The 14,066-nt window shown below is 63.8% G+C and carries 17 protein-coding genes; 13 read left to right on the top strand and 4 right to left on the bottom strand.

Features of this window, described 5'->3' with window-relative positions:
• Nucleotides 1–241: 241 nt before the first annotated feature.
• The 3 genes from K2Z83_RS20260 to K2Z83_RS20270 form a co-directional block, all read right to left on the bottom strand.
• Nucleotides 242–646, bottom strand: a complete 405-nt coding sequence (locus K2Z83_RS20260; RefSeq protein ID WP_220597007.1) for a type II toxin-antitoxin system VapC family toxin — start codon at nucleotides 644–646, stop codon at nucleotides 242–244.
• Nucleotides 643–885 carry a DUF2281 domain-containing protein gene (locus K2Z83_RS20265; protein ID WP_220597008.1) on the bottom strand — a complete coding sequence of 81 codons (243 nt, stop codon included), beginning with the start codon at nucleotides 883–885 and terminating at the stop codon, nucleotides 643–645. Before K2Z83_RS20265 ends, K2Z83_RS20260 begins: the two co-directional genes overlap by 4 nt.
• Before the next feature lie 85 nt (nucleotides 886–970).
• On the bottom strand, nucleotides 971–4,042 hold the full coding sequence (locus tag K2Z83_RS20270; protein WP_220597009.1) for a BPTD_3080 family restriction endonuclease: 3,072 nt from the start codon (nucleotides 4,040–4,042) through the stop codon (nucleotides 971–973).
• Nucleotides 4,043–4,917: 875 nt separating this feature from the next.
• Here K2Z83_RS20270 and K2Z83_RS20275 point away from each other — a divergent pair.
• From K2Z83_RS20275 to K2Z83_RS20285, 3 genes are all read left to right on the top strand, one after another.
• Nucleotides 4,918–5,802: a hypothetical protein gene (locus tag K2Z83_RS20275; RefSeq protein ID WP_220597010.1), complete on the top strand. Its 885-nt coding sequence runs from the start codon at nucleotides 4,918–4,920 to the stop codon at nucleotides 5,800–5,802.
• A gap of 324 nt (nucleotides 5,803–6,126) precedes the next feature.
• Nucleotides 6,127–6,495: a type II toxin-antitoxin system Phd/YefM family antitoxin gene (locus K2Z83_RS20280; RefSeq protein ID WP_220597011.1), complete on the top strand. Its 369-nt coding sequence runs from the start codon at nucleotides 6,127–6,129 to the stop codon at nucleotides 6,493–6,495.
• A gap of 237 nt (nucleotides 6,496–6,732) precedes the next feature.
• A complete protein-coding gene (locus K2Z83_RS20285) occupies nucleotides 6,733–7,293 on the top strand; it encodes a recombinase family protein (RefSeq protein WP_220597012.1) in 561 nt (186 codons plus the stop codon).
• Nucleotides 7,294–7,300: 7 nt separating this feature from the next.
• Here K2Z83_RS20285 and K2Z83_RS20290 read toward each other — a convergent pair whose 3' ends face one another.
• On the bottom strand, nucleotides 7,301–7,912 hold the full coding sequence (locus tag K2Z83_RS20290; RefSeq protein ID WP_220597013.1) for a Uma2 family endonuclease: 612 nt from the start codon (nucleotides 7,910–7,912) through the stop codon (nucleotides 7,301–7,303).
• A 167-nt stretch (nucleotides 7,913–8,079) separates the two neighbouring features.
• Between K2Z83_RS20290 and K2Z83_RS20295 the strand changes: the two genes are divergently transcribed.
• The 10 genes from K2Z83_RS20295 to K2Z83_RS20340 all read left to right on the top strand — a co-directional run bounded on the left by K2Z83_RS20295 (nucleotide 8,080) and on the right by K2Z83_RS20340 (nucleotide 13,872).
• On the top strand, nucleotides 8,080–8,862 hold the full coding sequence (locus K2Z83_RS20295; RefSeq protein ID WP_220597014.1) for a hypothetical protein: 783 nt from the start codon (nucleotides 8,080–8,082) through the stop codon (nucleotides 8,860–8,862).
• A gap of 113 nt (nucleotides 8,863–8,975) precedes the next feature.
• A complete protein-coding gene (locus tag K2Z83_RS20300) occupies nucleotides 8,976–9,392 on the top strand; it encodes a hypothetical protein (RefSeq protein ID WP_220597015.1) in 417 nt (138 codons plus the stop codon).
• Nucleotides 9,393–9,458: 66 nt separating this feature from the next.
• A complete protein-coding gene (locus tag K2Z83_RS20305; protein ID WP_220597016.1) occupies nucleotides 9,459–10,064 on the top strand; it encodes a hypothetical protein in 606 nt (201 codons plus the stop codon).
• A 67-nt stretch (nucleotides 10,065–10,131) separates the two neighbouring features.
• Nucleotides 10,132–10,629, top strand: a complete 498-nt coding sequence (locus tag K2Z83_RS20310; RefSeq protein ID WP_220597017.1) for a hypothetical protein — start codon at nucleotides 10,132–10,134, stop codon at nucleotides 10,627–10,629.
• Between the two features lie 2 nt (nucleotides 10,630–10,631).
• Nucleotides 10,632–11,309: a DNA repair protein RadC gene (gene radC / locus K2Z83_RS20315; protein ID WP_220597018.1), complete on the top strand. Its 678-nt coding sequence runs from the start codon at nucleotides 10,632–10,634 to the stop codon at nucleotides 11,307–11,309.
• Nucleotides 11,310–11,322: 13 nt separating this feature from the next.
• The gene (locus tag K2Z83_RS20320) at nucleotides 11,323–11,580 is read left to right on the top strand and encodes a hypothetical protein (RefSeq protein WP_220597019.1); all 258 of its coding nucleotides are present in this window, start codon (nucleotides 11,323–11,325) and stop codon (nucleotides 11,578–11,580) included.
• 73 nt (nucleotides 11,581–11,653) lie between these two features.
• A complete protein-coding gene (locus K2Z83_RS20325) occupies nucleotides 11,654–11,947 on the top strand; it encodes a hypothetical protein (protein WP_220597020.1) in 294 nt (97 codons plus the stop codon).
• On the top strand, nucleotides 11,944–12,927 hold the full coding sequence (locus K2Z83_RS20330; protein WP_220597021.1) for a ParB/RepB/Spo0J family partition protein: 984 nt from the start codon (nucleotides 11,944–11,946) through the stop codon (nucleotides 12,925–12,927). The genes K2Z83_RS20325 and K2Z83_RS20330 overlap by 4 nt, the downstream gene beginning before the upstream one ends.
• Nucleotides 12,928–12,937: 10 nt before the next feature.
• Nucleotides 12,938–13,363, top strand: a complete 426-nt coding sequence (locus tag K2Z83_RS20335; protein WP_220597022.1) for a hypothetical protein — start codon at nucleotides 12,938–12,940, stop codon at nucleotides 13,361–13,363.
• Between the two features lie 59 nt (nucleotides 13,364–13,422).
• Nucleotides 13,423–13,872 (top strand): hypothetical protein, encoded by a 450-nt coding sequence (locus K2Z83_RS20340; RefSeq protein ID WP_220597023.1) that lies wholly within the window; start codon nucleotides 13,423–13,425, stop codon nucleotides 13,870–13,872.
• The last annotated feature ends 194 nt before the right edge of the window (nucleotides 13,873–14,066 follow it).

Raw genomic sequence — 14,066 nt, forward strand, 5'->3', positions numbered from 1 at the left:
GGGTCGAGGTCGCGGTTGCGCCGCTCGTAGGCCACCCGGATGGGCCGCTTCTCCGCATCGGCCATCACCGACTCGAACTCGGCGGTGGGGATGTTGCTGCGGCGGTCGCCGGCGTGGCGGATGGTCTCGACGCTGGTCGGCTTCTTCGGCTTGGGGGGCATGGATCATCCTTCGTAGGGGCGAAGTAGCGCCAGCGGATGCAACGGGATACGACAACAGCGTAGGCGGCGATGCTCCGCCCCTACGTATTATCCCAATCGACCAACTGCAGACCAACGACACGGCAAAACTCGCCCGTGTTATGGGTAACCAAGGTCAGATCATGTGCCAGAGCAATCGCGGCAATCAGCGTATCGTAGGGGCCAATCCGCAGACCCTGGCGGGCCAGATCGGCATCAATCCGCCCTGCGGTCTCCCCGGCATGGCGATCAAGCGGCAGCGTGGTAAAGGGCACAACAAAGGCTGCTACGTGGGCCAGATTGTCAGCCACCTTCGTACTGAGGTACGCGCCTCGGTACAACTCGGTGATACTCACTGTCGTCAACGCGATATCGCCAGGGGCGACGGTCGCCAACCTACGCGCAACGATGCCCGCTGGCCGCCGAAGGCACGCAATGCATGTGTTCGTATCGAGAACATAGATCATGCCAGTGGCTCACGCTGTTCAGGCTCGCCCTGGGGTTGCCGGGCGAAGGTCGGATCATCAATGCTGCCGATTGTGCGCGAGAAGAAGCCCGGCGGCCAGCCATGGCTAACGGCCAGTTGATCGAGATCGGCACGGCGGCGCTTCTCGATCAGAAACTCGACGAAGTCACGCACTTCGCTTTGCAGCTCGGGCGGCAGCTCGCCAACCAGATCGACTAAGGGTTTATCCACTGTGCTCATGGCATTGCTCCCAACGCGTGTCGGGCGGCTGAATCCGCCGGCTATGGTTTACGAAGGCTCCTGCGCAGCCTGCACCATGATTGTATCAGCGCACCTTTTGTTTGTCGTTGTACGACGACACGACATTCACGCCGACAACGCGCTCCACCAGCCGGCTAAACTCGTCATCGATCGCAAAGACCTCGGTGAACTCGGCGAAGGCCCAGCGCCCGTAGACGCCCAGGTGGTTCACCCCCGGCACCCAGAAGGTGCGCATGGTGGTGGCCTTCTGCTTGGCGTCCTCGCCGCGATAGCCCTTGATCTCCACCACCAGGTTGAGCGGGTCGGGGTGGCCGTCGTCAATCTGCACGATGAAGTCGGGCAGGTAGACCCGCTTCAGCATGCCGAACTGATACGGCACCTCCAGCCCCAGGCCCTGGTTCTTCACATAGGCCCGCACGCGCGGGTGCGACTCGACCACCCGGCACAGCTCGGCCTCCCAGTCGCTATCGCAGACCACCCAGTTGACGTGGCTGCGGCGCGGGTCGGTCTGCCAGCGGGTCGTCTTCGAGGTCGTGAAGTTGACGAACATGGTCGAGCCGGTCGGGTTGTAGGCGTCCAGGGTGGCCACGATCGGACGTGTGTCAGCCGTCGCCGCGCTGATCGCCGTCTTAATCTTCTCGCAGGCGAAGTCGGCGATCTCCTGGTAGATCACCTGGGCCGGGAAGGTACCGCCGCTACAGCGCAGGTAGCCGCCGTTCAGCCACTCGCGGACGATCCGCTTCAGCTGGCCGAACAGGTGCAGCTTCGGCTCCTCGTCCGGGTCGCGATACTTGGTGTAGAGCAGGCGCTGGGTCAGGTGAAACAGGATCGTCGACTGGCGCATGTCCTTGAGGTGCTGCACCGTCAGGTCAATACCCTCGCCCAGGATGCCCTGGTTGCGGGTGATCGACGGGCCGACCAGGTTGGGCGTCAGATTCAGCACCGAGTCGGATGAGAAGACCGCGCTCAGACGCTCCTCGGGCAGCTCGACCCGGTAGCCGGCCACGTGGGGGAAGCGCATCTCCAGCGCGTCGCGGTCGGGGCTCACCGCGTAGACCCGCACCGTCTCGCGGGGCGTCGCCGGCTTGACCACCACCGGCTGCGCGGTGAAGTCGAAGGGGATGCCCAGCACGTCGGCATATTCGACGTTAAACAGCCCCTCGTCATTCAGCTCGTAGGACTGGCGGCGCAGGGCGCGGCCAACCACCTGCTCGCAGAGCAGCTGCGTGCCGAAAGCGCGCACGCCCAGCACGTGGGTGACGGTGTTCGTGTCCCATCCCTCGGTGAGCATCGACACCGAGACCACGCAGCGCACCGACTCGCCGAGGCGACCGGGCTTGCCCACCGTGTTCATCACCTCGCGCAGCAGGTCCTGGTCAGAGATATTCTGGCCGTCGGCCTGATTGCCGCTGCGCTCGACGATCTCGCGGCGGAAGCGCTCAAGCTCATCGGCGGCGGCGGCGCGGAACTCGGGGTCGAGCGCCTCGCCCGACTCCAGCTGCTCGCTATCGATCAGCAGCGTACGCGGGCGGGCCAGCCGATTGCCGTGCTCATCGAAGTTGCGGAACAGCTCCAGCCGCCCGGCGTGGTAGGTCTCGGTCTCACCCTCGCCCAGCCGGTAGAAGCCAGAGATAAAATCGTGGACCAGCTTGGAGGTCGAGGTGTTGTTGCAGACCACAATGAAGACCGGCGGCACCGAGATGCCGGCCTCCTGCCAGAGATCATAGGTCTGCTGATAGTGGCCGTACAGCGCATCGAGGGCCGTCTGAAGCTCGGCGGGCAGGCTCAGCGGGTCGAGTGCCTGCGCCGTCTTACCGCGGCCCTTCTTCGGCATCTTCTTGCCGATATGCTCCCAGAGATTGCGGAACTTGGGCATATCGCCGCCGGGTACATTGTCGGCCACCGGGACGCGCGGCAGCTTCACAATGCCGCACTCGATCGCGTCCATCAGCGAGAAGTCGCTGACCGTCCAGGGGAACAGGGTGCCCTCGGCGTAGCCCGAGCCGCGCAGGAAGAAGGGCGTGGCCGAGAGGTCGTAAACCGCCTGCAGGCCCAGGGTGCGCTTGACCATCTCCAGGCCAGCGATCCAGAGCCGGGCGGCCTCGTTATTCTTCTTCGCCTCGTCCTTCTCGTCGCCCTTGAGATCGTCCAGCTCATCGTTCTGCGGCTTCTCGCGGTAGCAGTGGTGGGCCTCATCGTTCAGCACCAGGATGTTCTTCATGCCCATCAGGCCTGGCATCACCCGCTGGAGCATCTGGCCCTCCGTCTCCAGGGTCTGCAGCGCCGGCCCGCGGCCCTGGAGCAGCGCGCGGCCACCCGACGAGATCTCCAGGCGCTCGCGCAGCTTGAAGGCGTGATAGTTGGTGATCACAATCTTGGCCCGGTCGATATCGCCGAGCAGATCGGGCGGCACCAGCTCGCGGCCCTTGTAGTAGCTGTCGGGGTCATTCGGCTGGAGCACGCGCAGGCGATCCTTGATCGTGATGCCAGGGGTGACGATCAGAAAGCCACGGGTGAAGCGCTTGCTCTGGGGATGGCGCACCGCATTGATCGTCTGCCAGGCGATTAGCATCGCCATGACCGTGGTCTTGCCGGAGCCGGTGGCCAGCTTGAGGGCCATGCGGAACAGCTCAGGGTTCGACTGCTCATTGGCGGCCAGGACGTGGCCAAGCAGATCGTCGTGGCGTTTTCCCTGCTGCGGGGCGACCTCCGCCAGCCAGATCGCCGTCTCCACCGCCTCGACCTGGCAGAAGAAGGGCCGCACGCCCTGGAAGCGGTGATGCCGCCAGTGCTGGAGTAGCCGAGCGGTCTCCGGCGTCACCTGCCAGGAGGACGGGTCGGGCAGCCGACGCCACACATTGACCCGCTCGCGGATGGCGTTGATGATCGAGGTGGGGTCGTACTCCTGCTCGGCGGTCGAGAGCCCGAGCCCCTCATCGAAGACCATCTGGGCCTGCTGCGCGGCGCTGGGCTGGCGGCGCTTCTTAGGCTTGGGCACCGGGGTGATGAACTTCGCGCCCCGCCGCGCCTCGATGATGCGATTGGTGGGCTGCCCGTCGTCATCAAGCTCCCAGTGGCGGCCGGGGTAGGTGTAGGGCGTATTGAGGATCGGCTGATCGAAGAAGTTTGCTGGCATAGCGTCCGCAAGCAAGCTTCCCGCGAGGGATTGCGAGGAAGGATGCACATCGGCTGCGCCAGCACACCTTGCGAGCGAGGTGCGGGGATGCTACAATAGCCAGGCGCAGCCCAAACGAATATCGTGTGACAGAACCCACTCACAGCTTGGCGGCATCGGGTGGGTTTTGTGTTGCTGGCGACAAGTATAGCATGCAATCCCCCAAGCCGCTGCTATTTTCTCCATTACAAATCTGCCAGCGACTTTAGGCCAGAGCGCCTACACAGGCCACTGCGCCGCGCCGGCCCAGCCGTGGGCTGAAAAAGTAATACTCTTTCGGCTTGTACCTACACGCTAAGAAGTGGCATTACTTGCGATTCGCTAACAAGTCAGACGTTTACAAGAAAATACTTTCCTACTTGAAATCGCTTCTTCGTGCGTGTATAATCTTACATCCAATCTCAATTTCAACTCGATAAATCCTATATCGTAGAGGTACTGTTATGGAGTACTACCATAGCGCATGCGGGAGAGTATTTAAGAGTCGAAGGGAATTAGTTCCCGGCGATCCTTGCCCTATGTGCAGGGGGTCTTTTGCGCGAATTACAGAAGTCACATGCCAATGCTCTAAACACCATTACTATATGAGTGATGAACAGAGCGCAGTTGGCGAAAAGAGGATATGCCCAATAACGGGAGCTTCCGTCGTTACAACAAAAAATGAGCAGCGGTCGCTTCCAGCCCCACCCAAGAAGCCAGACCCTTCGCCAAAGGGCGGTGATCGTCATCCGCGAAATGGCCAGATCAGCCCAACCTCCTGTGTGATGGGTTCAGCAATATTGCTTGCAATAGGGATACCGATCCTCCTGTGGATCATATCGGCGATATCTTATGGCATGAGCATTGTGCTGTCATACTTCGATGCAGTTGGGTACACACTCATCAACAGCCTGCCCATGTTGCTTCTGGTGGTGGTCATCATCCTGTGCATTGGCCTCGTCTTCAACGTGGTCGGCTCTGCCACAACCGGCACAGCCCAGGAGGCCTCCGGCACTGATAGTGCCGACACGCGCCGCAGCCAGCCAGTACACCCTGTGAGCACAAGCTATCCGGCAGATCTTTCAGCCGCATCAAGTGAACGAGGCGCAGGATATGCAGCCCCTGCCGATCAGCGACCCACCGCCGCGAGCGCTGCGCCGATGACAATCCCGGAAGAGCTCGGCGTAAAGGATGCGGATAGGCAAACCATCCAGCAGATGCTGAACATGCCGCCGCCAAAAGAGCCAGACCCGCATCTGCAAGACCACCTGACGCGGTCGAATCAGGTCATTCGAACCCAACAATACGTCATTGGCGCACTCATCATCGGCATGACCATCGGACAGCTTGTGTGTATCCTCTCGGTTAACACGCTAGAGGAGGCGCGGGCCACTCTGCGAACTGTTGCGCAGGTGGGCATCCCGACCCTGGTCTTTGCAATGCTCTTTTATGGCGGCATATTCTTCTTTAAACTTGAGCACAGATGGGCCTCGTTCGCCGATTTTCGGCGCGGCCTGCTGCTCTCGCTCCTGTTAGGGGCCGCAACTATCCTCACGCTGATCCTGGTGCCGCCGCTTCTGGGAGAAGACGCGCTATCAATAGATACTATCGTGATAAGTGTCGCGATCAATATCATCGGCGATGTGATCATCAACTTCTTCGAGGGGCGCGGGGAGGCATTCTGGATGCGCAGGGCGCAGCACCGCCAGCATTCCCACGCTGCTCCTGGAAACGCACCTTGATAGCCCGGTGAAAGAGTGACGAATATACGACCCCCAGGAGTTTTGCTTACAATGCAGGCCCACTCTACACTCGCTGACTGGGATCAAGCCAGGGATTGCTCCGCTCCGCATGCGAACGCGTATTTCTTGGTATGCCCTATTATGCCTCTTCTAGAGCTACTGAGATCAGACGTGTCTTTGATCAAGTAGGGTCTATCGCATCTCGCTCATTCATGCTATGCTGTGCGTACACCGTATCAGGGTAGCGGCATCGCTGAAGCGCCTCACGTATCCACCGGAGTGCGCTCCATCGTGCTGCACTGCGCATGGAAAGGAAACGCGCGTATGGCGAACCGCACAGGCCTGAACCTGGATGTAGATCTTCGACGCGGGGTGGTGCCAATCTCCAAGGCCGCCTCGTCGCTGGCGGCGCTGATCAAGCGGGCCAGCGCGACCGGCCGGCCGGTGATCGTGACTCAGAAGGGCTACCCTACCGGGGTGCTACTGCCGATTGAGCTGTTCAGCGCCCTTAAGGCGCTTGTCACCGGCGAGAGCGACGCCGACTCGCTGCCCGTGCCGAAGACGATCGACGAGATCATCGACTCCCTGGAGGAGGGCGATGCGCCGGCCGAGGACGGCGAGCCCGCCGCGCCGACAAGCCGCCCGCGGCGCCGCAAGCGCGCCGAGGAGGAGCCGGTCGCGGTCGAGGCATAACCGCCGCCTAGCCCCACAAGCGCAGCACGCGCCGCCTCTGAGGCGGCGCGTCTTGTTACCTGCTGATACACGGCGAGCGTGTCAAAATAGCGTACACGCTATTTAGGCGTCAAGGACGACCCGGCAAACCGCTGCGTTTGCGTCAGAATAGGCTTGCTTTTCGTATTTCTTGACAGGTTCTGTCAAACCTCTCAGGCTCTATCTTGACAATCTTCTCGTTTCAGGAGCACTGCAGTAATGAGCGGCCAACGAATCGGCTACGTGCGCGTGAGCAGCCTCGACCAGAACCCCGAGCGCCAGCTGGAAGGCATGTCGCTCGACCGGGTCTTCACCGACAAAGCTTCAGGCAAGGACACCAAGCGCCCCGAGCTGGAGCGCGCCTTGACCTACCTGCGCGAAGGCGACACTCTGGTGGTGCACAGCATGGATCGCCTGGCGCGCAATCTTGACGACTTACGCAGGATTGTTCAGAATCTCAACGCGCGCGGGATCGCGGTTCACTTCCAGAAAGAGTCGCTGACTTTTACCGGCGAGGACTCGCCGATGGCCACCCTCATGCTCTCGGTGATGGGGGCGTTCGCCGAGTTCGAGCGGGCCTTGATTCGCGAGCGCCAGCGCGAGGGCATCGCCCTGGCCAAGCAGCGCAAGGCGTTCAAAGGACGCAAGAAGGCGCTGAACGCTGCCCAGGTCACCGAGCTGCGCCGACGCGTCGAGGGCGGCGAGCCAAAGACGGCCGTAGCCAAGGCGTTCGGCATCAGCCGTGAGACGCTCTACAACTACCTCAAGCAGGAAGCATGAGCGGCGTTCAGCGCGGGAAGAAGCGGCGGGCCGGGGTGGTCAGGCTGGGGAGCACGCGGGAAGGCAGCTGGTCGTCGCCGGCAAATGGCCCCAGCTCACGATAGGCGTCACCTTCGCGCACAAACAGGCTGATCGTGCGGGTTGCCGGGTCGAGAATCCAGTACTCGGGCACGCCGATCCGCGCATAGGCCGCCCGCTTGCCGCCCTCCTCATCGCGATCGTAAGCGGCGGTACTGGGTGAGGCAATTTCAACCACCAGGTCCGGCGGACCGATGAGACGACGGTCGGTGATGATGCCCTGGTTCGCCGCGAGTACGACCACGGCATCGGGGCGCAGTACATGCACGCCAGCGTCAATATCGGGGCTGGTGAAGACCCGCCCAAGCTCGGCATCCTCGACCACGGTCACCAGGCGCGCAGCGACGAGCGCAGCAATATTCTCATGCTCAGGCGTGGGCGCAGGTGCCATATACAGCACTCCCTCGATGACCTCGTAGCGAAAGCCGCCGGCGTCGGGCAGCGCAGTATAGGCCGCGTAGTCCCAACGGCCCTGGGGCGGGCCGGGCACGTGGCTTGCGCGCACTACGATCTCTGCGGTGTCTGGGATGGCGAGGGTCATCGCACTACCTCCGGGCATAGCCAACACGAGGGAATAACAGGCCAGCCGATCATCGCAATCAAAGTATAGCATTGTGGGGCGTATCCTGGCGGGTTGGAGCTTTTGTTCAAGGAACTGAGCCATCGGGTTATACTGAGCGTACCCGGAGCATACGCACGAGTTTGCCGATGAGCTATGAGCAAAAACTGATCACCGCAGTCCGCGGCATCCTCAAGAGCCGCGGTAAGACTGGAACCGGATCCCTGATCAAACAGCTCCAGCGCCAGAGCTTCTCGAACCTTGCTTCCCTCTGGAAGCTCCTGGCCGATATGGAGCAGCGCGGCGAGGCGCGGCGATCTGGACCGGCTGACCGCGCATTCTGGGAGCTGACAGACGTGGAACGACCACCATCGACCGCTCCGAAACCGCGGCGCCGCATACCTGCCTCGACCATCCGTCACTCGCCTCCGTCACCTCCGCCACCGGACGATTTCGAGCTCGAAGATCCGGCCACCTTCGCCCCAGAGCACCGCATCTCCCCAGACTCACCAGCCTCACCACCCCCCGATCACCTCCAGCACATCAGCCGGGTTGATCATCCGCGCCACCACACGCACGGCTTTTTCGTCCGCGTTACCCGGAACGGGCAATTGCGCCAGAAGTTCTTCTCAGACAAGAAGCTGGGCAGCCGGGCGCAGGCCCTCGCTGCCGCGCTTTCCTGGCGCGACCAGACCATCGCCGCCGTTGGAGGACAGCTGAAGCCGCCCATCGCTGGGGAGCCAGGCCGCTCCAACACCGGCGTCGCCGGCGTCTCGCTCATTGTGCGCGGCGAGCACATGGCCTACCAGGCCACCTGGCGTGATCCTAGCGGCCGACTCAGACGCACCACCGTGAGCATCGATCGGCACGGCCAGGACGCCGCGATGGCAGTAGCCCTGGCCAAGATCCGCGAGGGCCAGCGTCAGGCGTGAGCGGCGTTTTAGCGCATCAGGATGCGGAATTTGATTTGACAGGCGCTCTAAATTGTGCTACAATAGAAGTGGGCAAAAGCGGAAATCCCCCGTAGCGAATTGGAGCAAACACGGTGATCACCCTGAACGACATCACTCTCAAGACCCGCCAGGATCTCCAGGCCGTTCTCCACCACGACGAGCTGGAGTCCTACCGCTCCTACGAGTTCGACGGCCTGACAGCCATCCTGGTCGGTCTGTTCTGGGCCGGTAACATCGCGCCCGAGCGCGTGGAGCTGGGCAAGAAGGTGCTGGCCGAGGTCGGCGTGATTGCCCCCGCGTACAACAGCGCGCAGGCCGTCATCGACGCAATGAACGCCATGACCGCGGTCGAGGAGAACAGCGACGAGTTCTTCGCCCGCCAGGCTCACGCGACGGCTATCGCGCTCAACTCAGACGAGGTGATCAGCGTGATCACGATCGTGGACGGCCCGAGCGGCGCCGGCATCGGTTGGCTGATCACACTCGACGACCTGGACAGCCGCGCCTAGTCCTTGCCGCAGCGCCGCGCCCGGACACTCCGGGCGCGGCCTTTCGATTCCTGAAAGGCAAAACCGATGCCCACTGCTTGGATCGCCGCCATCGATGATCAGCTCACTCCCTTCGGCATCAAGGGTGCCGGCAAGGCCCCGGTCACCCAAGGCGAAGGCCTCGACCGCCACGTCTCCGCGCTGTGCCGCTATATGGCCGGCTGCCACAGCCCCGAGCCGCGCACCGCCACGATCAACCGCACCCAGGGCATCGAGGAGGTGCTGGCCAAGTTCGACCCGGATGCCCGGGCCGAGGTTGAAGAGTCGCTGTTCCCGAGCCTGACACACCTGGCCTATAACATCGCTATTCTGTGCGACTTCAGCGGCGGTGACGAGCTGGCGCTGAAGATCCTCGCCGACAACGGCTGGCTGCCCGACGAGGCAGTCTACGAGCAGGTCGACGATCTGCTCGCCACCCGCTACGACTCGCCATCGTCGGACCAGTCCGCCGCCCAAACGCTTCGCGCGATGGGTGCGGCGATCGCCGCCGGCGAGGATCCCTGGCTGGTGCTCCGCTGCATCAGCCGGCTCGGCCCGCAGAGCGACGACTTCGCCCTGCGCATCGCCCGCCGGGCCGGCCAGGCACTTGACGCCGCCACGGCTGAAGGCTTCGACCCGAATATCTACCGCTAGCCGGCCAGCAGGCCGCTCGCAGCCCCTCGCCCTCCTGGGCGAGGGGCTTTTTTGCGCGCACACCGTTATGCACACCATCGCTGTCATTCCCACCGTCGTCCGCCGCATGCGGCCCGGCGACATCCCGCCGTCCATCATCGTCACGCCCGGCACGCTGCCGCGCCAGGCCCAGGAGCTGTGCTACAGCGCCGAACTACGCGGCCCGCTGGAGGTGCGCTACCACCCCGATCAGGTTATCAACGGGCGCACGCTCTCGATCATCTGCCCGGCCTTCACCGCCGTCACGCCCGATGTGGCGGTGGCACAGATGGCCGCCTTGGAGGCGGCCGGCCGGCTGACCTACATCCACGCCAACCAACACCGCGCTCGGGCCAATAAGGCCGGGCAGCTTGTTGTGCCCATCATCGCCGTGCGCCGCGGCCGCTATGGTCGGCCAACCTACGCCTTCCGCGTATGCGTGGAGGGTGCGGGCTGGCTGGTTGCCTGCCCGGAGCGGATGCTGCCGTGCTCGGCGAAGGTTTATCTCGCTGTCCCGCCCGAAGTCATCGTTTCCATCCAGGAGTAGCTATGCCTCGCTATGTTCGTGAGCTGCCGCCAGCCGAGCAGCCGATCTACCGCCTGACCGCCGCTGGGCCCGCCGCGCTTTCCGACGCCGAGCTAATCGCCATCCTCACCAACCTGAGCGACCTGTCGGTCGCCCAGCGCCTCCTTGATCACTTCGGCACCCTGGCCAACATCGCCGGTGCCGACCCGCGCGAGATCCGGCACGTCGCCACCGGCATCGGGCGATCGCGGGCCGCCCAGCTTGGCGCCGCCTTCGAGCTCGCCCGTCGCCTGTTCGCCGCCAGCCAGGACACCCGCCCGCAGATCCGCAGCCCCGCCGACGCCAACACCCTGCTGCGCGCCGCGATCGGAGGAGAGCTCCAGGAGCACCTGGTTGTGCTCTGCCTGGACACGAAGAACCGCGTCATGAAACTGCACACGGTCTACATCGGCAGCGTCAACGCGGCTGCTATCCGGGTCGGCGAGATCTTCCGCGAGGCCATCCGGCTCAACGCGACCGCGATCATTATTGGGCATAACCACCCTTCCAACGACCCAAGCCCAAGCCCCGAGGATGTGCTTGTGACGAGGCAAATCGTGGATGCGGGGGTGCTGCTTGACATCCCCCTGCTCGATCATCTGGTCGTCTGTCAGTCCCGCTATGTCTCGATGAAAGAGCGGGGCCTGGGTTTCCCGAACTAGCAGGAGCTTCGCGATGCCCCGTATTCCGCATGTCTCCAAAGAGGATCTGGTCGCCGCGATGGATCGCTTCGATCGCGAGTTCCGCAGCCAGCCCCGCTGGCTGCGCTGGCCCACCCACGCCGACAAGTTCGCCCTGGCCTACAACGGTAAGCGCTACCCGGTCAAGTTTGTCATCGCGCTGGCCACAGGGGTCGGTGTGCATACCTTCAGCGGCGGCCAGGAGGCGAACGGCTACGTCACCCGGCGCGGCCTGACCGTCGTCGACCTGTAGGCCTTCCCACTCCCCCTATACGCCAGGCCCCGGCAGTCGCCGGGCCTTTTTGATTCACGAAAGGAACTCTTTCATGTCCGCCGACGACACGCCTACACCGATTCGCCCCAGCACTCGCCGGCTCCTTGATGCTCTGATACTCGACATCTGGCCACCCCACGCCGCCCTCGTCGACTTCGGCATTGCGGGCGACGATCAGTACCGCGCCCTGCAAATCGCGGTTCGCCAGGGGGAGACGCAAGCAACCCTGCGTGAGCTTGACGCCATGCTCGGCGACGGCGCGAAGATCACCGCGTGGGTGCGCCGGTTCGTCCCCGACGCGCCGCAGTTCACAACCGCCTGGGACAGCCTACCGAGGGAGGAGTGAGCGCGCCGGCGGCGGCGCCACGGCGGCGGGGGCGCAAGCCTCCGCCCGCCCCGGCCGCCAGCGACGCCTCTGTAGAGCTGATCCCCGTTGCGAGCATCGTCACCGGCCTGAACAACCGCACGGTATTCAAGCAGGACAAGCTCGAAGAGCTGGCCGACAGTATGCGGAAGCACGGCCTGGCCCAGCCGATCACCGTGCGGCCTTGGGGATCAGGATTTCAGCTCGTCGCCGGCGAGCGGCGCTGGCGAGCGGCCCAGATCCTTGGCTGGGAGACGATCCCGGCCCTCGTGCGCGATCTGGACGACCGGGCGGCCCGCTCGATCACCCTGATCGAGAACAGCCACCGCGAGGATGTGGATCCGATCGACGAGGCGCTGGGCTACAGGGCCTACATGGACGAGTTCGGGGCGGGCGCGGCCGAGGTCGCGGCCGCTGTGAACCTGCCCAGCGTGCGGATCTACAAGCGGCTGGAGCTGCTCAAGCTCCGCGACGACGTGCAGGAGCAGGTGCGCAAAAACCCGAGCATGCTCACCCTATTCGAGCTGATGACGATCCTCGACACCAACCGCCAGGGGCTCGCGCTACGGGTGCTCACCAGCCGCTCGCGGCCGCCAAGCCTGGCTGAGTTCCGCCGCGTGGTCAGCGACTTTAAGACCGACCAGGACAAAGAGGACGGCACCCAGGCCGCGCTCTTTAGCGCCGACGAGATCGCCGCGCTGTGGGTTGAGAAGTTTCAGGAGGCTGATCAGGCCGGCCGGCGCGCCCGGCGGGCGGTGCTGCCCATCGACACCCGTTTTCCACCACCCAGGGTCAAAGATCGCCGTCAGTGGCTCGCCAACCAGATGAAGGAGTGGGCCGACGAGCTGCTGGCCGGCGGCTTCGAGGAGGCATCTGCGGCCGTCTACACACTCACCGAGCAATGTATCCGCGACAACCGCCTGGAGGCGGACGAGAGCCAGTGGACCGAGTTCTTTACCTAGCGAGGAGCCTATGATTGTCACACTCCCCACCGCAGATCTGGCCGCGATGCTCCGGGCCGCGCGCCAGCGCATGGACATCCGGCAGCGCCATCTCGCCGAGGCCGCTGAGGCGCAGTGCCGACGCCAGGAGGAGCAGGCCATCAGCGACCTGCGCGCCTACTTCGGCCAGTGCTTTGGCGATCTGGCCGAGCAGCTGGGCATTATCTTCACCTTCGGTATCTTTCCCGGCTACACCGGCCCCGCCGGCGTCGTCCAGGTCGATACGCACTTGCGCCTCATCACACTCCAGGATGGACGCTGGTATCTCGGGGTTGAGGGCGACACCACGCAGAAGAAGGTGATCGACCACGGCCACAGCCCTGACGAGGTGGATCTGACGTACCGACGCGACACACTGATCATCGCTCTCGCGGAGCAACTTGGAGTAGAACAATAGGAGCCGCGCCATCTGCGCCATAATGTGGCGCGGATGGGCTACCACACAGGAGGAGCGACATGCCCGACCTCGACCACCTCAACCATCTCGCCGCCGAGGCCCAGGAGGCGCAGGACAGCCGTAACCGCCAGCGCAGGCTGGAGCAGGAGGCCCGCGAGGAGCAGAGCCGCCGCGAGAGCGTCGCCCGGCTACGCGAGCGGTTCTATGACCTGTTCGGCTCCCGGCTTGCCGCCCAGCTTGGCGCTGCCTTCGTATGGGACGAGCAGTATCGCCGCGCTATCGTCCAGATCTTTGTCGATGGCCAGGAGCGGGTGATGTACAGCGAGAATGCACGCTTTGACATCTACATTCGCGGAACGCTGTTCAGCGCTGGGAGCGGGTACTACGGCCACACGACGCCTGGCAAGCCGGGCGAGATCGGCTACGAGGATAAGCAGCGCGCCTTGGGCGAGGCGCTGGTGATCGCGCTGGCAAAGACCTTCCAGCCGCTGCCAGAAGATGCGGGGTAGAATACACATACCCCATTGAGCTGCGCTACGGAGTCTGCGAATGAAACCTAAAATACCTCCCCAGGAGCCCATCGGCCCGATGTTCCCAGCTGGTGACGACCTCCCGCTGTTCAGCGGCACCCCCGCGGTCGTGCGCCTGCCCGAACCGCCCCCACCCCCGCCGCCGCCAGCGCCTGAGCCGCCGGCGGGGCCGC

It is taken from the genome of Oscillochloris sp. ZM17-4 (assembly GCF_019599295.1).
Lineage (GTDB): Bacteria > Chloroflexota > Chloroflexia > Chloroflexales > Chloroflexaceae > Oscillochloris.